Here is a 24,698-nt window from a genome sequence, read left to right as displayed (position 1 = left end):
CGGCCGGTCCGCCCGGCCGCCTCGCCCTTTCCGGACACGCTGAGCGGACGATTACGCGCCAAGCCGTGAACCGGCTCGGTAATCACCGCTGTCGGCGCCTGGCATTGCGACGGAATGCCTCGACGAACACGCTGCCCCATCTGGAGGTTTCGCCATGACCGCCAACACCGTGACACGTACGATAAAGGCACTGGTGCGGGCTCCGGATCCGCTGACGCAATCGGCCGTCAGCGGTCATCTCGGTTCCGCACCGAACATCGAGATCGTCTCGGAGGAACGCCCGGACCCGGCCGACGTCGCCGTGGTCGTAGCGGAGCGGATGACCGTGGAAGTGACGTCGTTACTGCGCAAGATCAAGGCCACCCTCCGGGTGCCGGTGGTGCTGATCCCCTCCGAGATCGAGCGGGCCGACCTCTTCATGGCGGTCGAGTGCAACGTGGTCGCGGTGCTGCCGCGGGCCGCCGCCACCAGCAAGCGCATCGAGGAGGCGGTGCTGACCGCCGCGACCGGCGGCGGCGTGCTCCCCTCCAAGCTCCTCGGCGAGCTGCTCCGGCAGATCGAGCGGATGCAGCGCGAGGTGCTGTCGCCGCACGGCCTGCACAACTCCGGGCTGACGCCCCGGGAGATCGGGGTGCTGCGGCTGATGGCGGAGGGCCTGGACACCGCCGAGATCGCCGACAAGATGTGCCTGTCGGAACGGGCGGTCAAGCGCGTCATCTTCGGGGTCACCCGGCGGCTGAACCTGCGCAACCGGCCCCACGCGGTGGCGTACGCGCTACGCAGCGGCGTCATCTGACCGGGCGCCGGCGCCCCGCGCCGGGCCGGTCCCGGCTCCCGCCGCGACGGACTCCGCCGGAGTCCCGGGGACGGCCGCCGCCCACCGCAGGGCCCACGGCGGCCGTCCCTCCCGGCGCATCGTCCGGCGCAGCAGCACCACATAGGCGATGTCCAGGGCGACATAGGTGGGTACCAGCACCTGGAGCAGGTGGTGGGACGGGTAGAGGACGAACGCGGTGAGTCCGGCGAAGACGGACCCCACGAGCTTGGCGACGGCGATGTGCAGGGACTGCCCCGCACTGGACCCGCGCCGCTTGAGCAGCAGCAGGAACGAGGCGCTCAGCGGCACCTGGATGATCATGCCGGTGTACATCCCGTCGCGGTCGTGGAACTCGTTCGCCCCGGCGACGACGACCAGCGACGCCCAGACCAGCACGCCGGCCAGCGTCCACCGGAGGACACGCGGCGATAGAGCGGGGTAGTCGCGCGGCCCGAGCCGCAGCGCCTGGTACAGCAGGACGGAGTTGAACAGCAGCCAGAAGAAGTTGATCTGCCGCTGCGTCGGTGTCTGCTCCAGCACGAAGGTCAGGCTGAACTCCCACGCGAAGTTCACCGCCACCATGTAGGCGGGGATGCCCACCCGGCCGTCCAGGACGGCCTGCCGGATGGCCAGCACATAGGTGAGGAGCCAGCCGACCGCGGTCGGCCCGGCGAGGGCCCAGAAGAGTCCGTCCGGTACATCGGCCGCCCCCTCCGTGACCGGTGCCGGCTGCGACATCGGGATGAGGAAGGGGGGCAGCCATTCCATGGGGATCCTTCGGGGACGGGGCGAGCGGGAGAGGACCTGCGGGAGGGACGGGAGGGACGGTCAGAGGCTGGGCACGACGAGGTCCAGGCCGAAGAACGAACCGCCGTACAGCTCCTGGCCGATCCGGGGGTTGAGCAGGGCGTGGCGGGCCGCCGTGTTGCCGTCCCGCCAGTACTGCTGCAAGGGGTTCGACTCGGCGAAGGCGGCCGCCCCGTGCGCCCACATCAGCTCGTCGAGCGCGACGGTGACCAGGTTGACCGCCTGGCCGACGTCACCGCGGATACGGCGGAGTTCGCTCTCCGGGATTCCGGTCGCCGCGCGTGCGGCCTCGTCCAGGACGTCGGCGGCCCGGTTCACGTGCAGCTCGGCCGCGTCGATCGTCAGGGCCGTCCTGCCGAGCGCGGACACGAAGGTCTGCGAGTCGGGCTGGCTCGTGTACCGGCTGGGCGCGACGCCCCGTCCCGGTGCCTTGTCGACGACGAAGGCGCGGGCGGCCTGGCCGATGCCCACCACCACGGAGGCGCAGACGACGGCCATGGCCGCGATCGCCGCGGTCCGCAGCAGCGGTGGCAGCGTGACGTCGGTGGTGTTCTCCCGCCCCCGCTGCCGCTCACCGGAGATCACCCGGTGTCCGGGGACGAACGTCTCCCGGAGCACGACGGTGTGGCTGCCGGTGGCGCGCATGCCGACGGTGTGCCAGGTGTCCTCGATCGTCACGTCCGCGGTGGGGACCAGCAGCGAGAGCCCGCCCACGGGCTCCCCGTCCCGGTCGGTCTCCCGCGCGACCAGGATCGTCCAGTCGTCGTGCAGGATTCCGGAGGCGTACGGCCAGGAGCCGGTGAGCAGATAGCCGCCCTCGGTGCGCACCGCCGTGCCCGTGGCCGCGAAGACGGAGGCCAGCTTGGCGCCGGGGTCGGCACCGAACACCTCGTCCCGGGCGGCCTGCGGGAACTTCGCGGCGAGCAGGTTCGACCCGTTGATGTTGTTGACCACCCAGGAGGTGGACGGGCAGTAGTGGGAGAGGGCCTTGGCGACCTCGCCCATGGTGCGGACGTCGGTCTCCAGTCCGCCGTAGGCGCTCGCGGTCCAGAGGCTGCTCAGCCGCGCCTCGTCGATCGCCCGCACGGTGGCGTCGGGCAGCTTCCGTTCGCGCTCCCCCTCGGCCACGCCCTCCGCGAGGACCGGCCCGAACTTGTGCACGGTGCTCACCAGTTCGGCTCGGAGTTCCAGCAGGTCCGTTCGTGTGTTCGTCATGATCACCAGTCCGGGCGCTCGGAGATGAGATGGGTGTGGTCGTAGTAGTCGCGCCAGGCGGCGATCCGGCCGGCCCGCAGATCGAACGCGGCCATCACCTTCAGGTTCAGGGCGATCGGCGTGCCGTCGGCGCGGAACATGCTCTCGATCCGCTCGGCCAGGACGGTGTCCCCGGCCGTGGCCATGTGCCGGAACCGGACCTCCAGGCGCGCGAAGTCGGCGGGCAGGAGCGCGAAGATCTCCTCCTTGCCCCGGCAGACCGGGGATCCGGGGTTCTCCCACACGCAGTCGTCGGTCAGGAAGCCGTCCACGGTCTTCCGGACGTCGGCCGGGGCCGGCCCCATCCGGGTCAGGAAGGCGTGGACGACGCGCTCGGCGTCGGTGGAGGGCACGGCTCACCTCCCGGGGGCCGGCGCGCCGGAGTGGCCGAGGACGCGGTGGAACGCCGTGCCGAGGTCCCGGTCCGGATGCTCCCCCGCACGGGCGGCGCGCCAGGCGACGTGCTGGTCCGGCCGTACGAGCAGCGCGCCGTCGTCCTCGGTCCCCCGCACCGCGGCCCAGGCGCCGTCGGCGTCCCAGTAGTCCGCGGCGTCGGGCCGGTGCCCGATGGACACCACGGTGAGCTCCACCCGGTGCGCGTCCGCTGCCTTCTTGGCCGCGACCGTCCAGCCCTCGCTCAGCGGCCCGGTGATCAGCACGAAGCCGGCGTGGCGGCCGACGAGGTCGAGCGTCGACACCCGGGTGTCACCGCGCCGCAGCCACGCGTGCGGCAGCCGGTGGCCCGGCCTGGTGACGGGGTGGTAAGTGGCGCCCAGCGGGTCCCGGGGCGGCGGCGGGGTGCCGTCCGGGAGCACCGCCCCGGCCGGGTAGGAGTGGCCGAGTTCGATGTCGTGCGCCTGGTACTCGATCCGCTGGGTGGCGAACACCTCGCGCACCACGGTCCGCCGGGTCTCCCCGATCGGTGTGCCGGAGAGCAGCTCGCGGAAGCCGGCCCGGGTGGCCTCCGGCTGCCCGGGCACCAGGCCGAGGCTCGCGAAGAGGACCCCGTAGTTGCGCAGGCAGGTCATGGCCCAGGTCACGTTGCGTTCGGCGACGGGCAGCCGCTCCGCCTCGTACGAGTCCAGCAGGGCGTCACCGGCCCGGCCGCCGCACACGGCGCCGAGCTTCCACGCGAGGTTGTGCGCGTCCTGCACGGCCGTGTTCAGGCCGCCTCCGGCGGCGGGCGGCTGCCGGTGCGCGGCGTCCCCGGCGAGGAAGACCCGCCCGGCGCGGAAGGCCCGGGCCACGACGGCCTCCGGCCGGTACTCGCTGACGTGGCGGACCCGCACGCCCAGCTCCCGCGGCAGCTTCAGCAGCTCCCGTACCCGCGCGGCGATCGCCTCCGTGCCGAGGTCCGCCTCGGCGCCCGGAGGCACCCGGAAGTGCAGCGCCCATTCGTCGGAGGCCAGGCCCCACCCGGGCCCGGTGGCGACGACCACGGACACCTCGCCGTCCGGGCTGATGATGTGGGTCATCAGCACCCCGTCACCGGGCCACCAGCGCGACAGGTCCGCGCTGAAGTGCACCGAGATGATGGTGAAGCCGCCGCCGGCCCCGTCCATCGGCACGTCCAGCGACCTGCCGATGCTCCTGCCGCCGTCGGCGCCCAGCAGGTAGCGGGCGCGGACGGTGCCCGTCTCGCCGGTGGAGCGGTCGGTGATCCGCGCGGTCACCCCGTTCTCGTCCTGGGTGAACCCCGTCATCTCGTGGTGGAAGAGCAGGCGGGCCGGAGCCCGCTGCTCCGCGTGGCGGCGCAGCAGCGGTTCGAGCCGGTGCTGCGGGAGGTTGGTCGAGGGGCCGGGGCTGTCGGCCGCGTACGGCCCGGCCGTGCCGCCGCCACCGAAGGCGTCCATCCGGTGCAGCTCCCGGGCGTCCAGGGGGCCGTCGCCGCCCAGCGAGGTACACCAGGCGATCTCGCTCATGTTGGCGAGCGGGGCGCTGATCCGGTAGACGTCGTCGGCGATGCCGTGCTGGCGGAAGATCTCCATGGTGCGCTGGTTCAGGTAGTGCGCACGGGGCAGGACGGAGGTCGACTCCCGGCGCTCCACCAGCAGGTGGGGCACGCCCGCGTCGGACAGGAAGACCGATGCGGCGAGTCCGCAGCCGCCGCCACCGACGACGAGAACCGGCACGTCTGCGTCAAGCATGGGTTGTCCCCCGGGGTCGGGCGGGCTTCCGGCGGAGCGGGTCACTCATCGGAAGCCGGCGTGTTCTCGTGCAGGGTGATGACCGCGGCCGGGCACCGCAGGGCCGCTTCCCGGACCGGTTCGTGCTCGCGCTCCGGCGGGGCCGCGTCGAGCAGGAGCACCGTGCCGTCCTCGTCGCTCTGGTCGAAGACCGCCGGGGCGATCGCGGCACAGTTGCCGACCGCGATGCACCGGCCGGTGTCGGTCTCCACCGTCATGGCCGTCTCCCCCTTCATGGCCGTCTCCGCCTCCTGACGGGTCACCAGGTGACCGGGAGCTTGTTCACGCCGAAGACCAGGGCGTTGGTCCGGTAGTCGACCTCGTCGTGCGGGACGGCCGGCCGCAGCGTGGGGAACCTGCTGAACAGGGCCGGGAGCGCGACCCGCAGCTCCATGCGCGCCAGTTGCTGGCCGAGGCACTGGTGCGGGCCGAAGCCGAAGGCGAGATGGCGCTGCGGGGGGCGGCGCACGTCCAGGCGGTCCAGGTCCTCGCGGGCCGCGCCGAGGTCCCGGTTGGCGGCCAGTGCGGACGCCACGACCCGTTCACCCTCCTTGATCTCCTGGTCGCGCACGCGGATGTCCCCGGCCGCCTGGCGCGGCAGGATGGCGGCCGGCGCGCAGTACCGCAGCAGTTCCTCGACGGCGCCGTCGACGGCCTCGGGGTCGTCGCGCACCACCGCGAGCTGGTCGGGGTGGCGGAGCAGCAGGGCGATGCCGGCGGAGAGGGTGCTGGCGATGGTCTCGTGCCCGGCGATGAGCAGCATGTTGCCGATGCCCGCCAGTTCGCTGTCGGTCAGCTGGTCGCCGAAGTCGCGCACCACACGGCCCAGGACGTTGTCGCCCGGGTCCTCCCGGTGGCGCGCCACGAGACCGGCCATGTAGGCCTCCATCTCGGCCGCCTTCTCCATCTGCACCTCGCGGCTGGTGGTGAAGTCCAGCGCGATCGCGGTGCGGCGCTGGAACTCCTCGCGGTCCGCGTAGGGCACGCCCAGCAGTTCGCAGATGACCGCCGTGGGGATGGGGGTGCAAAACGTCTGCACGAGGTCCGCGCCCGGGCCGGCCTCCTCCAGCGCGTCCAGCGCCGACGTGACGACGTCCTCGATCCGGGGCCGCAGCTCGCGCGCCCGCTTGGTCGTGAACGACCCGGTCAGCATGCGCCGCAGGCGGGTGTGTTCGGGGCCGTCGTAGCTCAGCAGGTTGCCCGCCTGGTACGGCATGGAGCCGCCCATGCGCAGCCGGTCGTCCGCTAGCACGCTCCTGACGTCCTCGTACCGGGTGACGACCACCGCGTCGAAGGCCCCCAGCAGCGGGCTGGGCACCGTGGCCCGGCGCAGCTCCGGGTCCTGCTGCGCCTCGTACAGTTCCGGGGCGGGAGTGAACGGGCATCCGGCGGCTCGTCCCCCGATGGGGATGGCTGCGGACTCGGTCATGGAATCGCCTTTCTGTTCGTCGGAAGCGGGGGGCGGGGACGGGCGTCCGCGCTGCCACCGGACCCCGCCGGGAACCCCGCCGGAGCCCGCCGCGTGACGCGCCGCGTCAGAGCTGCCGGCCCAGGATGAATCCGGCGACCTCCAGGAACTCGCCGCGCACGTCGTCCGGGATGCGGGCGGCGGCGAGGCACTCCTCGGCCGCGGCGACCTGCCGGGCCGCCTCGTCCCGGGCCCAGTCGCGTCCTCCGGCCCGTTCCACGAGATCGGTGACGCGCTGTACGTCGCCCTCGGTCAGGGGTTCGGGGCGCAGGTACAGGGCGCGGAGCTCGTCCGAGCCGTGCGCGTTCAGCGCCGCCACCACGGGCAGGGACTTCTTGCGGGCCCGCAGGTCGGCTCCCACTTGCTTGCCGGCCCGGTCCGGGTCGCCCCAGATGCCCAGCAGGTCGTCGACGAGCTGGAAGGCGAGCCCGATGTGCTCGCCGAAGGCGCGGAGCCGCTCGACCACGACCCGCTCGGCGCCCACCAGTTCGGCGCCGAGCGAGCAGGCGCATCCCAGCAGGGCGCCCGTCTTGTCGCCGGCCATGCGCAGGCACTCGGGCAGGGTCACGTCGTCGCGCCGCTCGAACGCGACGTCGGCGGTCTGGCCGTCGATCATCCGCTGGGTGGCGGTCATCAGCGACACGGTGGCGGAACGGGCCCCCGCACCGGGCGCCTCCAGCAGGACGGACGTGGCCGCGGTGACCATCGCGTCGCCGGCCAGGATGGCGTCCGGGACGCCGAAGACCGTCCACGCGGTGGGGCGGCCCCGCCGGGTCTCGTCGCCGTCCATGATGTCGTCGTGCACCAGCGAGAAGTTGTGCACCAGTTCGACGGCCAGCGCGGCGGGAACGCCGTCCGCGTCCGCCGCGCCCGCGGCCCGCGCGGACAGCAGCGCCAGGGTGGGCCGGACCATCTTCCCGCCCCAGGTGCCGGTCGGCCGGCCCGCGGCGTCCGACCACCCGAAGTGGTAGTGGGCGATCCGGCTCATCTCCGGGCCCAGGTGGGAGCGGACGGCGTCGCGCAGGGCGGGGCCGAGCACCGTCCGGCCGGTGTCGAGTACCGGGGAGAGGTCCCGGACCGGTGTCGTCGTCATGAGCCCCACCGGCCGTCCGCGCGGGGGACCGGGAGACGGGAGGCCGTCCGGGACCGGTCCGCGCACGGACGGTCCGGGAACGCACTGGCGTGTCGCATGGTGCACCTTCGCTGTCGGCTCGTGAGGGTCACGGCGTGGGCAGGTCACGGGGGGTCGGCACGGCGGTGGTCAGCAGGGCCCGCCGCAGGACCCGGGGGGAGGTGAGCAGGGTGCGGGGCGGGGCCAGCAGGAAGAGGACGTCGCGGTTGGCGGTGCACACCACCGGGTCGCCCGGTACGCGGTCGCGCACCCGGGCGAGGTACCGGTCCAGCAGCCGGGCGACGGGACCGCCGCGCACCGCGTTGCCGGCGGCCCCCGGCATGGGGCTGTCCGCACCCGTCGCCACGTCCCACGCCGGACGGGAGGAGCGCAGCACCGCGCGCTGCAGGGCGTGCACCGGGGGGACGCGTCCGCCCGCCAGTTCCCGCTTGAGGGCGACGGCGCTCAGCGCCGCCACGGACAGGCCCTGGCCGTAGACGGGGTTGAGCGCGCACAACGCGTCCCCGACGACGAGCAGTCCGGTGTGGTCCCGCCCCAGGCGGTCGTAGCGGCGGCGCCGGTTGGCGGTGTGCCGGTAGCCGACGGGCCGGGTGACCGGGCGTGCCGTGCTCAGCCATTTGTGGACGGCGGGGTGCGGCAGCCGGTCGGCGAAGCCGGTGAAGCCCTCCGGGTCGGTGGGCGGGGCCTCGTCCCGCGGCCCGGAGAGGGTGACCAGCCAGCGGTCGCCCTCGGCGGGCAGGACGATGGCGCCGAACGGCTGCCCGGCGTCGGGCACGATGTAGAAGCCCCTGAGGTCCCCGGCCGGGTCGTCGGCGTGGAAGACGCAGGTGGCGTAGGCCCGTCCGGTGTCCACCACCTCTTCGGCGGGGGACCGGCCGCCCAGTCCGGCCAGCCACTGGGGCGTGCGGCCGGTCCGCCCGGTGGCGTCCACGACGAGGTCGGCCGTGAGGTCCTGCCGGGTGTGGTGCGCGGCGCCGCGCTGCCGGACCACCACACCGGTGACGCGCCCGGGCCGGCCGAGCAGGCCGGTCGCCTCGGTCCCCGTCCGGACGTCGATACGGGGGCCGGCCAGAACCCGCCGGCGGACGCGGTGCTCGAGGAGGGGGCGCGACGGGGTCATGATCGGCGCGGACGGATGACGGCGCGAGATCCACTGCCCCGCCTGCCACACGCCGAGGTCCCCCGGCACCGCCAGGCGCGGGGCGCCCGCCTCCGCCAGCTCCGTCAGCAGCCCGGGCAGCAGCTCGTCCAGGGCGTTCATCCCGCTGGTCAGCAGGACATGGGTGTGACGGGACTGCGGCACCCCGGCCCGGGGGCCGGGAGCGTCCTCGTAGTGGTCGCGTTCGAGTACGGTCACCCGTTCCGCGTGGTCCGCGAGGACGTGCGCGGTGAGCAGCCCGGCCACGCTGCCGCCCACGACGACCACGTGCCGCAGCCGGTGCCCCGCGGACGGCACTGGCGACGCTGACGACGCGGGCAGCGCCCGGGGGCCGGGGGCGTCGCCCCGGTCCGGCTCCCGGTCCGGCTCCCGGTCCGGCTCCCGGTCCGGCTCCCGGTCCGGCTCCCGGTCCGGTCGCGGCGGCTGCGCGGCCGGCCGCTCGCCGGCGGGCCCGTCGTCCAGCCGGGCGGCCAGGAAGCGGCCGCCGGAGGTCTCGCCCGTGCCCGGCAGGTCACCGAGCATGTGACCGACCAGTTCCAGGTGCGTGCTCCGCCACCGCCGCACGGCGTCGTCCAGCTCGCCGAGGTGCCGGGCCTCCTCCGGCGGGCGGGCGCCGCCACCGTGCCGCGTCAGCCGCCTGACCCGGAGGAACAGCTCCTTGAACTGCTCCGACTCCAGCCCGCTCGCCGTGCCGAACCGTTCCCGGAACCGCAGGAAGTCCTCCCGGCGCAGGGTGCGGCGCAGCAGCGTCAGCTGCCCGGTCAGGGCGTCCACCAGCCGTACCGCCCGGTCCACCCGGTGGGTGAAGCACGACCGGCCGCACCGGCCGGCGTCGAGGTGTCCCAGGTCGACGAGGACCTGGCTGAGCAGGATCTCGGACGCCTGGTGCACGACGATGAACAGCCGTTCGCTGTCGCTCAGGTCCCGCTGTTCCGGCGGGGTGAGCGGCTGCTGCGACGAGAGCAGTTCGTCGAGACGCAGGTACGAGGCATAGGTCGGGTGGGGCATCGGGCCAGCTCCTCGGGGTGAGTCCGCGCTGTACGCGCCGCACGCGCTACACCAGGCGACCGGGCACGGTGAGGTCCATCAGCGCGTCCCGGTGGACGCCGGGCGGCAGGGCCTCCAGAGCCGTCGTGGCCATCCGCACATGACGGTGCGACACCTCGCGCGCCGCCGCGATCCCGTCGTAGGCGTGGACCAGTTCCGCCATGGCCTCGTAGCGCGCGCCGACCGGGACGGAGGTGTCCGCGAGCAGGCGCTCGATCCGCCGCTGCCGCTCTCCGGAAGCGCGTTCGTGGGCGAGCAGCACCGGCAGGGTGGGCCGGCCGTTGCGGACGTCGGAGACGTTCGGCTTGCCCGCCCGCGTCCCGTCGTAGGCCATCAGGTCGTCGCGTATCTGGTAGGCGATGCCCAGCTGGTCGCTGTACTCGCTGAGCGCCTTCAGGGACGTGTCGTCCGCCCCGCCCAGGGTGGCGCCGACACCGCAGGCCATCCACAGCAGGGCGCCGCTCTTGTCCGCGATCATGTCGAGGTAGGCGTCGACGGGGCAGATGCCGCGGCTCATCCGGATCTCCCGGAGGGCCGCGTCCCCGATCCGCAGTCCGGCCCGGGACAGGACCGTCAGCGCGTCCGCCACCCGCGCCGCGGGGGCCCCGGCCTCCCGGCATTCGGCCAGGGCGGCGAAGCCGTGGAAGAACAGCCCGTCCCCGCCGACGATCGCCGCCGGCTCCCCGAACACCGTGTGCGCGGCCGGTTTGCTGCGCCGCTCCCCGTCGCTGTCGATGATGTCGTCGTGCATCATGGCGCCGACCTGCACGCATTCCAGACCCACCGCCGCGGGCAGGACGGTCGCTACGTCACCTCCCACCGCGAGACTGGACCGGACCACCAGCCAGGGGCCCATCATCTTCCCGAAGGGCACCAGCCCGTACCGCACCAACTCGTCGAGGCCCGAAACGTTGTGCGGCCACCGGGTCTCGACCTCGGCCCGCACGATGGCTGCCACTTCCGGATCAGCGACCTGAGGAACATCGACGTCGGTCATGTGGACGACGTTAGGGAGGCCGTACCGGGCTGTCGTCGGTGCCGGCCCGCCTCGGCCCGAGTGGGACCGGGGAATGGCATCTTCGGTCCGCGGCCGCGGCCGGGGCCTCGGCGGGGAACCGCGGCCTGGGCCGCGGCGGCGGCCGGAGCCGCGCTCAGGTGACCGCCTGCGTCAGCCGGCCTCCCAGGCTGGCCGCCGCCAGTTCGACGCGCGAACGGCAGCCGGTGCGGGCGAACAAGCGGGTCAGGTGGTTCTCCACGGTCTTCTCGCTGACCTGGAGGCGCAGCGCGATCTGCCGGTTGGTCAGGCCCTCGCCGATCAGTTCGATGATGCGCCGCTCGGTGGCGGCCAGGGCCTCCCGCCGGCCGCGGGCCCGCGGTGCGGGGACCCCGCGTTCACGGGTCACCGCACGGACACGTTCCAGCAGCGACGACGCACCGCACCGGGTGGCCAGGGCGTGGGCCTCGCGCAGCCACGGGCGCGGGTCCTCGGCGAACCGCGCGATGACGAGGCACGAGTCCATCAGCGACGGCAGGTCTCCCCGTTCCCGGGTCAGGTCGGTGGCCAGCCGGGCCTCCTGGACATCGCGGTGGACCAAAGCGCGTGCCAGGAAGAGGCTCTCCGCCGCTTCCGTCCCGGTCTCGTCGCGCAGGAGTTCGATCTCCTCCAGCAGGCCGGCCGCGCCGTCGTGGTCGTCGGCGAACGCGGCGGTCCGCACCGCCCGCATCAGCAGGAGGTGCAGGCCCGCGCGCTGCCCGGCCGCGCGCTGCCGGCGGCTGACCCGCAGGGCCAGCGGCGCGGCCCGCCGGTCACCGCCCGTGCGGTTCAGCAGGCCGATCCGCACCCAGGCACGCATCACGGCGAGCCCGGGCACCGGCACCGCGTCGTCCAGCCACTGGGCCGCCTGCCCGGGCTCCCCGCGGGCGGCGCAGATGTCGGCGGCGAACAGACGAGCCGCCTGGTGCGCCAGCGTGTCCCCGGTGTACGACAGTTCCAGTTCCCGGACCGCGGACATGGCCTGCGACCAGTCGGCAGCGGCGTAGTCGCGCACCACCCGGCGGTACACGCCGAGCACACCGGTCGCGGGAACCCGGTGGCCGGCACCGAGCACGAGCTCCGCCACGGAGGCGATGTCGCCCACCGCGGCCGCGCAGTGCAGCCGGCCCACGTCCCGGGCGGACGGCGCCCGGCCCGAGCGGCGCCAGGCCCGCTCGCAGGCGGCGGGGTCGCCGGAGAGCGCGGTCGTCAGCAGCTCCATCCGGTCGGCCGGGAACAGCTCACGGCCGCCGGCCGGGTCTGCCGGTACTGCCGGGTCCGCCGGTGCTGCCGGTGCGGCAAGTCCTGCCGGTCCTGCCGAGCCGACCGACCCGCCCGCCCCGGGCACCCCGCCGGGCCCCGCCGGGCGGCCGAACCACCACTCCGCGAATCCGATCGGCTCGCGGCCCGTGACGCCCTCGTCCAGCAGCGACCGTACGGCCTCCTCGGCCGGCGGCTCACCGGAGTGCAGGGCGACCAGAAAAGCGGCGAGGCGGATCTCCGCCGACGAGCTCCGGGCGCGGCCCTGTTCCGCTTCCCCGGAGCCCTGTTCCGCGTACTGGGTGAGCGCGTCGCGCAGCAGCTCGTACCGGCCCGTCCGGAGGACGAGATCCAGCAGCCGGGTGAGCGTACGGGCGTGTTCCGGCCCGCCCGGGGTCAGGCGGCGCAGCGCGGCCGCGCACCACAGGGCCGCGCGCTCCGGCTGCTCCCGCTCGGCGTCCTCCGCCAGCTCCAGCAGCCGGGTGACCATGGGCGCTTCGAGCGCGACCGCCGCCCCGCCGCGCGCGATGTGGTCGGCGAGCACCACGGGGTCGACGCCGCCGCTCCGCCGGTGCCGGGCCAGCAGCCGTTCGGCGACCGCCGCGTGCAGCGCGGCGCCGCCGTGGTGGCCCGGCCCGCCGGCGGCGGAGGCCGCCAGGGCGGGGCACCGGCAGCTCACATGGCCCGCCGGGTCGGCGACCAGCACCTCGGCTTCGATCAACTGGTCGAGCACGCGGCCGCAGTCGGTGAGGCCGGTTCCGATCACCTCGGCGAGCAGCGGCAGATCGGTGACGTTGACGCCGTCCCACACGGCGACCGAAGACAGCAGCCGCGCCGCGGGGTCGCCGAGAGCGGCGGCCCGGCGCAGGAGGTGGTGGCCGGCGGGCAGTTCGATCGGCTCCGACGGTGCGCGCAGGCACAGCCGGCCGCGGAAGACGGTCAGCCGCCCCCGTGCGCGCAGATCGGCGAGGGTGGCCAGCACGGTGCCGGGGTTGCCGAACAACGGGCCCAGAGCGGTGCGCAGGATGCCCGGCACCGCCTCGTCGAGGCGCGCGCCCTGCGCGCGGCGCACCAGTGACTCGGCCACGTCGCCGGCCAGCGGCCCGAGGGTCACCACCCGGTCGGCGGCGGCCAGCAGTTCGGCGAGGCCCGGGGAGTGCTCCGCGCCCGTCTCGCACGTGGCGAGCACCAGGTGTCCGGAGCGGCGTGCCGCGGTGAGCACGGGGGCGGGCTCGGCGACCGCGTGCACGTCGTCGGCCAGGACCGCGGTGCGCCCCTGGCGGCCGATCCCGTCGAACAGTTCGCCCAGCGCGGTTACGATGGACGGCCTCCATCCGCCGGTGTCCCGTCCCGCCGCGTCGCTCAGCCGGGCCACCGCGGCGAGCGCGTCGGCCGGCCCGGCCTCCCGGAACTCCTCGAACCGGTCGCGCACGGTGCGCACCAGCGGTGCGAGGGCGAACGCGTCGTCGCCGCGGCTGTCCTGGCCGGCGCCCGGGCGCACCGGCAGGACGCGTAACCCGGCCGCGCGCAGCATCCGCTCCGCCTCGTCCAGCAGCGCGGTTCTGCCGATACCGGGCTGCCCCTTGAGGACGATCAGACGTCCGCCGCCGGCTGCCAGTGCGTCGCGCACCACCGCCAGCTCCTGATCCCTGCCACGGACCGCCGTACGCGCTCGGGCCATTGCCGGTCTCCTCTCCTGACGCCCCGGGCGGCGAGGACCCGCGGGCCGCCGGCCCGCCCCGCCCCCTGCCCGTGCCGGCACCGGTGCCGCGGACGGGTCCGGGGCCCGCCCGTCCCGGAGTCAACTCCCCACCCCGTACCCCCTTAACGCCGTCGATTCGCTCACATGCCCTATCGGGCCGAGTCCGGGCATACTGGTGAGGTGATCACCCCCTGGCACGGTGCGGCCGGTCCCGACGGGCCGGTGCCGCCGCTGTTCGGTCGTGACGCCTCCGTCGCGCGCGTCGTCGACACCGCCACCTCCCCGGACGCCGCCTCGCTGATCCTGGTCACGGGCCCGGCCGGGATCGGGCGCAGCGCCGTACTGACGGCCGTCCGGGACGAGTTGGCCGCGCGCGGCCTCACCACCCTGACCCTGCGGGTGGCGCGCACCGAGCACGGCCGCCCCTACTCCGTGGCCGCCCGGCTGTCCGCCGAGCTCGCCGTCCTGAACCGGAACGGCGCCCCCGGGCGCACGGTCAAGGCCGCCGCCCCGGCGCCGCGCCCGGACGCCGGCCGTCAGCTGGCCGCCGAGCTGCGAGCGGCCGTCACGGCGTGCGACAAGCTCGTCGTCCTGATCGACGACGCGCAGTGGACCGACCCGGGTTCGCGCGCGGTCCTGCTCCCGGTCCTCCGCACACCGGCGGGCGGCCGGGTCACGTTCGTCTGCGCGCTCCGCCCCTCACCGGCCGGCCCGGAGGCCGACCGGGTGGCGCTGGACCGGCTGCGGGACGCCGGTCTCGCCGAGGTGGTGACGCTGCGTCCGCTGCGCGAGTCGGAGGTCCGCGCGCTGGTCACCGAGCAGTTACAGGCCAAGCCGTCCTCGTCGCTGCTCTCGACGCTGCGACGGGAGTGCCGCGGCAGGCCCGCCGCCGTGCTCGCCGCCGTGGCGGGGTACCGGCGGAGCGGCGCGCTGTGCGTCTTCGACCGGCACGCCTACCTCACCTCCCCGGACCGGCCGCCCTCGCTGCCCGCCGGCCTGCCGCCGGTCGAGGATCTGCGGCACCTGGGCGGGCTGGTCTGGCGGGTGGCCAAGGCGGTGGCCGTGCTGCATCCGCTGGGTCCCGCGGCGGCCCGGTTGATCGCCGAGGCGGTGGAGACGGACGAGGACACGGTCCGTGGGGCGCTGGCCGAGCTGTGCGCCGAGGGGGTCCTGCGGCAGGGGCCCGAACCGGGCCGCTGGAGGTTCCGGGTGCCGCTGCTCGCGTCCGGGCTGACCACCCGCCTCGGGCCGTACGAGCGGCGCAGGCTCGCCCAGCTGGCGGTCACCGCGATCTGGGCGGGCGACGCCACCGCGGACGGCCGGTACCTCGCCGAGCAACTGGTCACCGCGGGACCGTTCGTGGACCCCCGGCGGGCGTCCGGGGAACTGCTCGCCGCCGGCACCGCCGCCATGCTGGAGGACGGATACTTCGCGGAGCGCTGGCTGCGCGCCGCCATCAACCTGATCACCGAGCCGGAACGGCGCGCCCAGGCCCTGCTTGCGCACGCCGCCGCCTGCGCCATCCATCTGCGCCACGCCGACGCGCTGGACAGCGCCTGGACGGTGCTGTCCGACCACGCCGGCCTGGTCACCCCGGAGGCCCTGCTCGAAATGGAGATGATCTACGTCGTCTCACTCGGCGGGACCTTCGACAGGGCCGCGCTCACCGAGATCTGCGACGGCGGCTGGCGCTCGCTGCCCGGCGGCGAAGGGCATCGCATCCTCACCCGGGCCGTCGCCCTGTGCCATCTGGACCGCTGGCGGGAGGCGTACGAGCACCTGACGGCCCAGCGGGACGTCTGGAGCCGGGACAACGACACCGTCGCCGCGCTGGGCCTGCTCTTCAGCGACTGCATCGCGGCCTTCCTCGGCCGGACCGAGTCGTTCTACCGGGCCGTCGCCACTCCGTACCGGTGGCCGCTGTGGACGCAGGCGTCGCGCCACCGCTTCGAGCACCTGTCGCAGCTGGCCCGGGCGCTGATGGCGTTCGGCGAACTCGACCGGGCCGAACGGATGCTGGCGGCACACGAGCTGCCCTCCGGCTACCGGCCCGTCCCCGACCGGGTGGTGGCGGACAGCCAGAGCGGGCGCTGGGACCCGGCACTCGACCTGGCACGGCTGGGCCTCGCCACCGGCCTCTCGGTCGGCGACCTGCCCACCCACACCCAGCTGTGCCGGGAGACGAGCGTCATCCTCGGTGCGCGCGGTCAACTGGCCCGGGCGCGCGAGGTGATCGAGAGAGCCCGGACCGTACAGCCCGTGATGCTCCACCTGCTGGCCGTACCGGAGTGGTGCCTGGACCAGGCCCTGGGCGCGACCGAGCGGTCCGAGCGGGTCATCGCGGACGCGCTCGCCCTGGCCGTGGAGCGCGGCCTGATCGTCGGCACGGAGGAACTGTGGCTGATGCAGGCCGTGTCGGAACTGGCCGCGGGGGACCAGGCCGCGGCACAGCGGTGCGTGGACGAGGCGAGCAGGGTCGCCGGGATGCTCGGCACCGGCCGGGCCCGGATGTGCCACCTGCTCGCCAAGGCCGTGGTGCACCGCGACCACGCGGCCGCCGACGAGGCGGTCCGGCTCGTCCGCCGGCGCGCACAGCCGCTGGAGCAGGCCGACACGATGTCCATGGTGGTCCGCCACGGACTGGCCGACCCGTCGCTGCTGCACGAGGCGTACGCGCTGTACGGCGACCTCGACGCGCTGCTGCGCAGAGCGCAGATGCGGCCCCTGATGCGCGAGCACAAGCTCACCATGGAGCGCCAGAGCCTCACCACCGCCGAGAACGAGCGGCTGCTCGCCACCCTGGTCGCCGAGGGGCTGACCAACCGCGAACTGGCCGTCGTGCTCGGCGGCAGCGAGAAGAGCGTGGAGAGCCGGCTGGGCAGGCTGTTCAAACGCACCGGCTACCGCTCCCGGGTCGAACTGGCCTCCGCCATGCTGACGGGCGAGTACCCGGGCTGACACGGGTGAGCCCCGGACACGGCCCCTCCTTCCCGGCGGGGTCCGGGCCCGCCCGCGCGTCGCGGGTCCTACCCGGCCGGCGCGGCTCCACGCGGGTGGGGCTCACCCGACCGGGGACAGCGCCTCCGCGATCGCCCGCTGCGCCGGATCGAGGGCCGTCGCGCCGCTCTCGGTCTCCCACAGGCAGGTCTGCAGGACCCGGCCCAGCGTCCACCCCCGGGCGCGGGCCCGGTCCAGGCCGAGGACGTCCGTCATCAGGTCGAAGCGGCGGCGTACGGCGCGGGGGACGTCCCCGGTGGCCGTGACGTCGTCCCAGCGGTTGCGCAGGGCGGGCAGCAGGTCGAAACCCGGGTCGCCCGCCAGGGGTTTGGGGTCGATGGCCAGCCAGGGCCCGCGGCCGGAGCCGGGGAGCGGGGCGAGGACGTTCTCGTAGTGCAGGTCCCAGTGGAGCAGCCGGTCACCGGGCTCGCCCGCCAGTTCCCGTACGGCGCCGCCGCAGGCGTCGAGCAGCCGCCGCTCGGCCGGGTCGGCCAGGACGGGCAGCACGGCGGGCAGCCGGCGGAGCATCCCGGCGGCGGCATCGCCCAGCCGCCGCATCCCGGGCGGCGCGGGGTGCGCGGTGAGCCGTGCCAGCAGCTCGGTGAGGAGGCACAAGGCGGCCGTGTCGTCGCGAATCCCGGCGAGGGAGCGGGCCGGATCGAGCCGTTCCAGCAGCATCGTCCCGGTCTCCGGGTCGCTCCGGAGCAGCCGCACGGCGCCGTCACCGTCCCAGGCCCGGAGGGCGTCCGGCTCTCCCGCGGTCTCACCGGTGACCGGCTGGAGCTTGAGCACCGCCGGCGTGCCGTCCGCGCCCACCACGGGAACGACCAGCGCGGCGACCCCGTGCGCCACGGGCCCGTCCCGCCGCAGCCGCCACCGGCCGAGATACGACTCGGCGAGCCCGGGCAGCGCGGCCGCCCACGCCCGCCCGGCCTCGCCCTCGTACCGCACATGCGCCGCGGCCAGCGCCTCCGGCACCTCCACGGGCACCGGACCGCCTTCGCTGGTCCTTCCGTCGGTCATCAAGGCAGCTCCCGGAACGTGGTGTGTGCCGCCGGCGGACAGCGCGCGATGCCCTCCCCGGGCGGCGCCGCCTCGGGCCGCGGGTACCGCGCGCAGGGATCACGCCGACTCGGCCGGCCGCAACTCCACCCGGAGATCGAGACCCAGCGCCTGCGCGAGCCGTTCGAGAACAGCGAGGGTGGGCACCGTGCCCCCGCCCTCGAAACGGGCCACGGCGGACTGCGTCATGCCCGCCCGGCGTCCCAGCTCGGCCTGAGTCAGCCCCAGCTCGGTTCTCCGTGCGCGCACCGTCTCCCCGAGCTCGAACCGCAGCCTTGCGGCGGCGTACTCCTCCTCGATCTCCGGGGTGATGGTCCGCGCCCGACGGGCTTCGGCAAGGCTGGCGCGCCCGTTCTCGGACATCACAACTCCTCCTCGTCCAGGGTGTGGGCTTCTTCCCGGCATCGTTTGAACGCCTGTCTCGCCCGCTCCGCCTCGGCAAACTCCCGCATACGCGTTTTCGGGAACACGGTGAGCATGGTGATGCGGCGCCCGGGGGCGATCCAGTAGCTCACCCTCATACGGTCTCCTCCACAGAAGAACCGACCGGAGCCGCCCTGCACGTCGAACTCGCCCGCCTTGACGCCCGCGACAAGCCCGGCGAGCGCCGCTCGACCGACCGAGAGGACGGTTCCGGGGGCGTCGCTCTCCCGCACCAGGAGAGCGCCGGGCACACCCGCGATCTCCAGGCAATTGGGCCCCTCCGCCCCGGAGAACGAGGACTTCTGCCAGTACACCTGTATCTCCATGGACCCGTTCCTCACAGTTCCCGTGCGATGTCGGCGATGAGCTGCCGGGACTGGCCGACATCGAGCGAGACGCTCTCGGCGACGTCCAACAACGCCCGATGCTTTTGGAGTTCGGCTTCGGCGTCAAGGTGGTGGCTCCCGGAGGGACTGTCCTTCTGCACCGTGTCGAGTTGCGGTACGACACCGGCCACGTAGAGCAGGGGCTGGGTGACTTCGATGAACTGTTCGTTGCCGAAGGGAAGCACGCGTACCGTCACACCGGGCCACTCCGACATCTCCAGCAGGTGCTCCAACTGCTCCCTGGTGACCTCCCGGCCGCCGAACCGCATCCTCAGCGCAGCCTCGTGGATGACCACCTCGTACGGCGGCGGATTGTCACGTTCAAGGGCCGACCGCCGCCGCATCCTGTGCTCGACCCGTGCCTCGATCTCGTCATCGGGCAGCGGTGGGATGCCGCCCCTGAAGACCGCACGCGCGTAGTCCTCCGTCTGGAGAAGGCCGGGCATGGAGAGCGTTTGCATCGAACGCAGGTGAACTGCATGGTGCTCCAGTTCCGCGATGTCCAGGAAAGCAGGAGCCAGGATCCCCCGGTACTCGTCCCACCAGTGCTGGCCCCGGTGCTCACGAGCCATGGCGCACAGCGCGTCGATCAGGGCTGTGTCCGCGCATGAGTAGTGCGCTGCCAGGCGCCGAATGCGCTCCTCACTCACACCGATACGGCCCGACTCGATGTTGCTGATCTTCGCCTGGTCCACTCCGAGCAGAGCGCCGGCTTCACGAGCGGGCTTCCCGGCCCGCTCCCTGAGCCTCCTCAACTCGGCGCCCAGGCGTGCCTGTCGGGCCGTGGGGTTGTCCCTCGGTGGCATGGGGGCGCTGGTCCTCTCTTCGGGCAACTCCGGCCATGCGCGTACGTATAGCACGAGACCACCCGCGAGGGTGATTCTCGCTCGACATACTTGCTCCGGAGAATTCTTGCCCCCTACGTTCCGCGTGTATACCGCTACGCACGCCGGTAAATCCGCAGCTCGGCCGGTCCGCGCGTTGCGGACCGGCCGAGCCACGGTGGCGGGCGCCCGGTGGCCGCATCTCGCCAAGACCCTCTACCGGAGGACCCGTTGAGCACGCCCGTTCTCGTCAGCCCCCATGCCCACGCCCCCGTCCGCTCGTATTCCAATGCAGGCACCGAACATCCCCGAGACCGCCAAGGTCGCCCGGGACATGCTCACCGGGCTGCTCACGGTCACCGGGCACACACCGCTCGTCGAGCTGGCGCGGCTGCTCGTCTCGGAGGTGGTCTCCAACGTCCATCTGCACACGAAGGTGAACGGCTGACGCTCGAAGCGACCGTTCAGGCCGGCCAGTTGAGGGTCTCCGTGCGGGACGACGACCCGTGCGGCATGCCCTGGCCGCAGGCGGCGCAGGGGGACGGCACGGCGCCGGAACCCGCTCCGGAGACGGCGGAGCACGGGCGAGGGCTGCTGCTCGTCCAGGCGTGCGCCGACGACTGGGGGACCATGTGGCACGGCGGACGGCCGCCCACCGGCAAGAGCGTGTGGTTCCGGCTCGTCGACCGGGGCGGGCGGTGACGGGACCGTCACCGCCCTGGCAGTCCGCGCCGGACCGCCCCCCGGTCTCCGGGTCAGGCCCGGGCCGCCGCGATCTGGCGGGCCATGATCGTGGTCAGTTCGTACGCCGTGTGGGAGGCCGCGACCGAGGTGATCTCCGCGTGGTCGTACGCCGGGGCGACCTCCACCAGGTCCGCCGAGACCAGCCGGCAGCCGGCCAGGCCGCGCAGGATCTCCAGCAGTTCGCGGGAGGTCAGGCCGCCGGCCTCCGGGGTGCCGGTGCCGGGGGCGTGGGCCGGGTCCAGGACGTCGATGTCGATGGAGATGTAGAGCGGGCGGTCGCCGATGCGCTCGCGGAGCTGCTGGGCGACCTCGTCCACGCCGCGCCGCATCACATCGGCCGAGGTGACGATGCCGAAGCCCATCTTCTCGTCCTCGTCCAGGTCCTTCCGGCCGTAGAGCGGGCCGCGGATGCCGACGTGGGAGAGGGCCGAGGTGTCGAGGATGCCCTCCTCGACGGCCCGGCGGAACGGGGTGCCGTGGGTGTACTCGGCGCCGAAGTAGGTGTCCCAGGTGTCCAGGTGGGCGTCGAAGTGCAGCAGGGCGACCGGGCCGTGCCGGCGGGCGGCCGCGCGCAGCAGCGGCAGGGCGATGGTGTGGTCGCCGCCGAGGGTCATCATCCGGGCTCCGGTGGAGAGGATGCCGTCGGCCGCGGCCTCGATCGTCTCGACGGCCTCGTTGATGTTGAACGGGTTGGCGGCGATGTCACCGGCGTCGGCCACCTGCGCCAGCGCGAAGGGGGAGGCGTCCTGCGCCGGGTTGTACGGGCGCAGCAGCCGGGACGCCTCGCGGACGGCGTTGCCGCCGAAGCGGGCGCCGGGGCGGTAGGAGACGCCGCTGTCGAAGGGCACGCCGACCACCGCGACGTCCGCGGTGCCGCCGACCTCGTCGATCCGGGGCAGCCGCGCGAAGGTGGCGGGCCCGGCGTAGCGCGGGACGCGCGAGGAGTCGACGGGGCCCCGGGGCGGCCCGCCGCGCCCACCGGCGGCGGCGCTGCCGGCTCCGGCGTCCCGGTCCGGGCGCCCGGCCCCACCCGGCCCCCGGGCCTCGTCCCGGCCCTGGGCCTCGTCCTGGTGGCTGCGGTCGGCTGAGGTCATGCGGGGGGCCTCTGCTCTCGGCGGTGGGGTGCGGCTGCGGTCCCCCCCGAGCCTAAGCAGAACGCCGGATTCCGCACATGTACGTTTGCGAGTGGCTCCGCGCGCTATTTGGACAGGACGGCCATCCCCCGTCCGTACGGGTCACAATGGCCGTATGCCGATACCCAGCCCCGCCCCCGGCCGCGCCGAGCTGATCGACCACCTCGTCCGTACGCGGATCGCGGGCAACGTGGCCACGCCCCGGGACAACAACCTGTCCCACTACCGCAAGCTCGCCAACGGCGACCGCCACTACTGGCTCGGGCTGGAGCTCGGCGACCGGTGGACCGACGAGCAGGACGTGCTGGCGGTGATGGCGGAGCGCTGCGGCGTCGTGGACGACCCGGGGCACCGCGCGGGCCAGGACACGATCGACCCGGGGCTGACGGTGGACGCGCTGGACCGGATGGCGGCCGTGCTGCGCAAGTCCGCCGGGGAGGACCACCGGGTGCTCTTCGCGACCGGGCACCCGGGCGGGCTGCTGGACGTGCACCGCACCCTCGCGGCCGGGATGCGGGCGGCGGGCTGCGAGGTCATGGAGATCCCGGGCGGTCTGCGGGCCGACGAGGGATTCGTCGTCCAGTTCGCCGACGTGGCGGTGCTGGAGCGCGGTGCCACCCTCTGGCACACCCACTCCCCCGCGCCGATGGCCGCGATCCTCGACGCCCTGGAGCGCGCGGGCCGGCCCCTGCCGGATCTGGTGGTGGCGGACCACGGCTGGGCGGGCTGCGCCGGGCAGCGCGGCGTCGAGGCGGTGGGATTCGCCGACTGCAACGACCCGGCGCTGTTCCTGGGCGAGGCGGAGGGCACCCTCGCCGTCACGGTACCGCTGGACGATCACGTCCTCGACCCGCGCTTCTACGACCCGATGACCGCGTATCTGCTGGACGCGGCCGGCCTCCGGGGGCTGTCCGGCCACTAGCCGGGGAGAGCGCCGGAGGGGCGGAAAGCGGAACGGGAGGACCGGTGGCCCCATGGTCCAGGGCACCGGCCCTCCCGCACCTGTACGGCCCGGACGGGGCCGCCGTCCGTCTCCACGGCGGCCCCGCCGGACCCGGTCACGGGACACCTCACACCCGAGGCACCCGGACCAGCCCTTCTTGGATGACGGTCACCGCGAGGCGGCCGTCGGCGGTGTAGATACGGGCCTGTCCCAGCCCCCGCCCGCCGGAGGACGAGGGGCTGCTCTGGTCATACAGCAGCCACTCGTCCGCACGGAAGGGGCGGTGGAACCACATGGCGTGGTCCAGGCTCGCGCCGACCACGTCGCCGACCGCCCAGCCGCCGCGCCCGTGGGCGAGGAGGACCGAGTCGAGCAGCGTCATGTCGGAGACATAGGTGGCGAGGCAGACGTGGAGCAGTGGTGCGTCGATCTCCCCGCCCAGCTTGCCGTTCGTCCGGAACCATACCTGGGAACGGGGTTCGCGCGGGCCCTGCGCGGCGGTGGCGTACGGCGGCTCGTCGACGTAGCGCAGATCGACGGCCGAGCGGGCCTCCAGCAGCCGGTCCACGACGCCCGGGTCGCTGAAGAGATGCGCGTGCTTGGGCAGCAGCTCGGCCGCCGTCGGCAGGGTCTCCGGGTCGGGCGCGGCGGGCATCGGCTCCTGGTGCTCCAGCCCCTCCTCGTGGAGCTGGAAGGAGGCCGAGAGGTGGAAGATCGGCTTGCCGTGCTGCACCGCCACCACCCGCCGGGTGGTGAAGGAGCGGCCGTCGCGGATGCGGTCGACGGAGTAGACGATCGGCGCCCCGGGGTCCCCCGGCCGCAGGAAGTACGCGTGCAGCGAGTGCGCGGGGCGGCCCGGGTCCACGGTGCGGCCCGCGGCGACCAGCGCCTGGGCGGCCACCTGGCCGCCGAAGACGCGGGGGATCACCGCGGGCCGGCTGGCGCCGCGGAAGATGTTCTCCTCGATCCGCTCCAGGTCGAGCAGATCGACGAGACTCCGGAGTGCTTCGCTCATGTCGGTGTGCGTTTCAGCCGCGTGTGAGGGAGGCGGACGCCGCCCTCACAGCCCCATCGACTTGGCGACGATGGTGCGCATGACCTCGCTGGTGCCGCCGTAGATGCGGTTGACGCGGTTGTCCGCGTACAGGCGGGCGATGGGGTACTCCATCATGTAGCCGTAACCGCCGTGCAGCTGGAGGCACTTGTCGATGACCTCGGCGGCCTTCTCGGTGCAGAACAGCTTGGCGGAGGCGGCGTCGGCGGCGGTCAGCTCACCGGCGTCGTGGGCGTCGAGGGCGCGGTCGACCACGGCCTCCATGGCGTCTACGTCGGCCTTGCAGTCGGCCAGCACGAACTTGGTGTTCTGGAACGCGGCCACGGGCTTGCCGAAGACCGTGCGGTCCCGGACGTACTCCTTGGCGAAGTTGATGGCCGCGGCGGCCTGGGCGTAGGCGCCCATGGCGATGGCGAGACGCTCCTGCGGCAGGTTCTGGCCGAGGTAGGAGAAGCCCTTGCCCTCCTCGCCGAGCAGGTCCTCGGCGGGCACCTTGACGTCCGTGAAGGACAGCTCGGCGGTGTCGGAGGTCTTCAGGCCCAGCTTCTCCAGCTTGCGGCCGACCGCGTAGCCCTCGGACTTGGTGTCGACGACGAAGAGGGAGATGCCGGCGCGGCGGTCCTCGGGGTTCAGCGGGGAGGTGCGGGCGCAGACGATCACACGGTCGGCGTGGACACCGCCGGTGATGAAGGTCTTGGCGCCGTTGAGGACGTAGTGGCTGCCGTCCTCGGAGAGCTTGGCGGTGGTCTTCATGCCGGCCAGGTCGGAGCCGGTGCCCGGCTCGGTCATGGCGATGGCGAACATCATCTCGCCGGTGACGAACTTCGGCAGCCAGCGCTTCTTCTGCTCGTCGGTGGCGTACGCCTGCAGGTACGGCAGGCAGAGCCCGACGTGCACGCTGCTGCCGCCGAAGCTGACGCCGGCGCGGGCGCTCTCCTCGGCGATGATCGCCTGGAACTTGAAGCTGTGCTCGCCGGCTCCGCCGAACTCCTCGGGCACCTCGATGCCGAAGATGCCCAGCTCGCCGAGTTTGTAGTAGAACTCGCGCGGGGCCTGGCCGGCCTCCAGCCACTGGTCGTAGACGGGGACGACCTCGGCGGCGATGAAATCGCGAATGGTCTCCCGGAACGCTTCCTGGTCCTCGTTGAACACCGTGCGACGCATCTCCGCACGCCTCCCTCTGCTGGAACCCCGGTGGTGGGCGGACCGGTGCCGGTCCGGGCAAGGCTCACCCGCATCCATGTCTAAGCGCTTGCTCAGGGAAAGC

The 24,698-nt window shown here is 73.9% G+C and carries 22 protein-coding genes; 5 read left to right on the top strand and 17 right to left on the bottom strand.

Going from position 1 to position 24,698, the window contains the following annotated elements; all coding sequences use genetic code 11:
- The first annotated feature begins 169 nt into the window (after positions 1 to 169).
- The gene (locus tag SXIN_RS20650; protein ID WP_238153821.1) at positions 170 to 796 is read left to right on the top strand and encodes a helix-turn-helix transcriptional regulator; all 627 of its coding nucleotides are present in this window, start codon (positions 170 to 172) and stop codon (positions 794 to 796) included.
- Here SXIN_RS20650 and SXIN_RS20645 read toward each other — a convergent pair.
- From SXIN_RS20645 to SXIN_RS20600, 10 genes are all read right to left on the bottom strand, one after another.
- The gene (locus tag SXIN_RS20645; RefSeq protein WP_019711399.1) at positions 776 to 1,585 is read right to left on the bottom strand and encodes a transmembrane-type terpene cyclase; all 810 of its coding nucleotides are present in this window, start codon (positions 1,583 to 1,585) and stop codon (positions 776 to 778) included. The two genes, SXIN_RS20650 and SXIN_RS20645, sit on opposite strands and share 21 nt — an antisense overlap.
- A gap of 60 nt (positions 1,586 to 1,645) precedes the next feature.
- Positions 1,646 to 2,839, bottom strand: a complete 1,194-nt coding sequence (locus SXIN_RS20640; protein ID WP_039823934.1) for an acyl-CoA dehydrogenase family protein — start codon at positions 2,837 to 2,839, stop codon at positions 1,646 to 1,648.
- Positions 2,840 to 2,841: 2 nt separating this feature from the next.
- Positions 2,842 to 3,231: a limonene-1,2-epoxide hydrolase family protein gene (locus SXIN_RS20635; protein ID WP_019711401.1), complete on the bottom strand. Its 390-nt coding sequence runs from the start codon at positions 3,229 to 3,231 to the stop codon at positions 2,842 to 2,844.
- 3 nt (positions 3,232 to 3,234) lie between these two features.
- A complete protein-coding gene (locus SXIN_RS20630; protein ID WP_019711402.1) occupies positions 3,235 to 5,025 on the bottom strand; it encodes an FAD-dependent monooxygenase in 1,791 nt (596 codons plus the stop codon).
- A gap of 41 nt (positions 5,026 to 5,066) precedes the next feature.
- Positions 5,067 to 5,327 carry a ferredoxin gene (locus tag SXIN_RS20625; protein ID WP_337589357.1) on the bottom strand — a complete coding sequence of 87 codons (261 nt, stop codon included), beginning with the start codon at positions 5,325 to 5,327 and terminating at the stop codon, positions 5,067 to 5,069.
- Positions 5,324 to 6,493 carry a cytochrome P450 gene (locus tag SXIN_RS20620; protein WP_019711404.1) on the bottom strand — a complete coding sequence of 390 codons (1,170 nt, stop codon included), beginning with the start codon at positions 6,491 to 6,493 and terminating at the stop codon, positions 5,324 to 5,326. The genes SXIN_RS20625 and SXIN_RS20620 overlap by 4 nt, the downstream gene beginning before the upstream one ends.
- A 106-nt stretch (positions 6,494 to 6,599) precedes the next feature.
- Positions 6,600 to 7,625: a polyprenyl synthetase family protein gene (locus SXIN_RS20615; protein WP_039823951.1), complete on the bottom strand. Its 1,026-nt coding sequence runs from the start codon at positions 7,623 to 7,625 to the stop codon at positions 6,600 to 6,602.
- A gap of 127 nt (positions 7,626 to 7,752) precedes the next feature.
- Complete coding sequence (locus SXIN_RS20610) at positions 7,753 to 9,831, bottom strand: tryptophan 2,3-dioxygenase family protein (protein ID WP_095757344.1); 2,079 nt, start codon at positions 9,829 to 9,831, stop codon at positions 7,753 to 7,755.
- Positions 9,832 to 9,877: 46 nt separating this feature from the next.
- Complete coding sequence (locus SXIN_RS20605) at positions 9,878 to 10,867, bottom strand: polyprenyl synthetase family protein (RefSeq protein WP_039823955.1); 990 nt, start codon at positions 10,865 to 10,867, stop codon at positions 9,878 to 9,880.
- A gap of 154 nt (positions 10,868 to 11,021) precedes the next feature.
- Complete coding sequence (locus SXIN_RS20600) at positions 11,022 to 13,844, bottom strand: helix-turn-helix transcriptional regulator (RefSeq protein ID WP_157916320.1); 2,823 nt, start codon at positions 13,842 to 13,844, stop codon at positions 11,022 to 11,024.
- A gap of 201 nt (positions 13,845 to 14,045) precedes the next feature.
- Between SXIN_RS20600 and SXIN_RS20595 the strand changes: the two genes are divergently transcribed.
- Positions 14,046 to 16,823, top strand: coding sequence for an AAA family ATPase (locus SXIN_RS20595; protein WP_238153820.1), 2,778 nt, complete (start codon positions 14,046 to 14,048; stop codon positions 16,821 to 16,823).
- A 102-nt stretch (positions 16,824 to 16,925) separates the two neighbouring features.
- Here SXIN_RS20595 and SXIN_RS20590 read toward each other — a convergent pair whose 3' ends face one another.
- The 4 genes from SXIN_RS20590 to SXIN_RS20570 form a co-directional block, all read right to left on the bottom strand.
- Positions 16,926 to 17,885, bottom strand: coding sequence for an aminoglycoside phosphotransferase family protein (locus tag SXIN_RS20590; protein ID WP_095757341.1), 960 nt, complete (start codon positions 17,883 to 17,885; stop codon positions 16,926 to 16,928).
- 99 nt (positions 17,886 to 17,984) lie between these two features.
- Complete coding sequence (locus SXIN_RS20585) at positions 17,985 to 18,287, bottom strand: helix-turn-helix domain-containing protein (RefSeq protein WP_039823959.1); 303 nt, start codon at positions 18,285 to 18,287, stop codon at positions 17,985 to 17,987.
- Complete coding sequence (locus SXIN_RS32405; RefSeq protein ID WP_019711412.1) at positions 18,287 to 18,673, bottom strand: DUF397 domain-containing protein; 387 nt, start codon at positions 18,671 to 18,673, stop codon at positions 18,287 to 18,289. Before SXIN_RS32405 ends, SXIN_RS20585 begins: the two co-directional genes overlap by 1 nt.
- Positions 18,674 to 18,684: 11 nt before the next feature.
- Positions 18,685 to 19,539, bottom strand: coding sequence for a helix-turn-helix domain-containing protein (locus SXIN_RS20570; protein ID WP_019711413.1), 855 nt, complete (start codon positions 19,537 to 19,539; stop codon positions 18,685 to 18,687).
- 307 nt (positions 19,540 to 19,846) lie between these two features.
- On the opposite strand from SXIN_RS20570, the gene SXIN_RS32400 reads away from it, so the two are divergent.
- Both SXIN_RS32400 and SXIN_RS32395 read left to right on the top strand, forming a co-directional pair.
- The gene (locus SXIN_RS32400) at positions 19,847 to 20,005 is read left to right on the top strand and encodes a hypothetical protein (protein WP_019711414.1); all 159 of its coding nucleotides are present in this window, start codon (positions 19,847 to 19,849) and stop codon (positions 20,003 to 20,005) included.
- Positions 20,006 to 20,070: 65 nt separating this feature from the next.
- Entirely contained in the window at positions 20,071 to 20,259 is a 189-nt protein-coding gene (locus tag SXIN_RS32395; protein ID WP_337589356.1) for an ATP-binding protein, read from the top strand.
- A 53-nt stretch (positions 20,260 to 20,312) separates the two neighbouring features.
- Here SXIN_RS32395 and speB read toward each other — a convergent pair whose 3' ends face one another.
- On the bottom strand, positions 20,313 to 21,395 hold the full coding sequence (gene speB / locus SXIN_RS20560; protein WP_238153819.1) for an agmatinase: 1,083 nt from the start codon (positions 21,393 to 21,395) through the stop codon (positions 20,313 to 20,315).
- Between the two features lie 154 nt (positions 21,396 to 21,549).
- Between speB and SXIN_RS20555 the strand changes: the two genes are divergently transcribed.
- On the top strand, positions 21,550 to 22,356 hold the full coding sequence (locus SXIN_RS20555) for a phosphatase (protein ID WP_019711417.1): 807 nt from the start codon (positions 21,550 to 21,552) through the stop codon (positions 22,354 to 22,356).
- Positions 22,357 to 22,504: 148 nt separating this feature from the next.
- On the opposite strand, the gene SXIN_RS20550 is transcribed toward SXIN_RS20555, so the two are convergent.
- The gene (locus SXIN_RS20550; protein ID WP_019711418.1) at positions 22,505 to 23,392 is read right to left on the bottom strand and encodes an acyl-CoA thioesterase; all 888 of its coding nucleotides are present in this window, start codon (positions 23,390 to 23,392) and stop codon (positions 22,505 to 22,507) included.
- 45 nt (positions 23,393 to 23,437) lie between these two features.
- The gene (locus tag SXIN_RS20545) at positions 23,438 to 24,595 is read right to left on the bottom strand and encodes an acyl-CoA dehydrogenase family protein (RefSeq protein ID WP_039823958.1); all 1,158 of its coding nucleotides are present in this window, start codon (positions 24,593 to 24,595) and stop codon (positions 23,438 to 23,440) included.
- Between the last annotated feature and the right edge of the window lie 103 nt (positions 24,596 to 24,698).

The sequence above is a fragment of the Streptomyces xinghaiensis S187 genome, from assembly GCF_000220705.2.
GTDB lineage: Bacteria > Actinomycetota > Actinomycetes > Streptomycetales > Streptomycetaceae > Streptomyces > Streptomyces xinghaiensis.
Note: the sequence above shows the minus strand (reverse complement) of the source record. Positions and strands in the feature narration are given on the sequence as shown.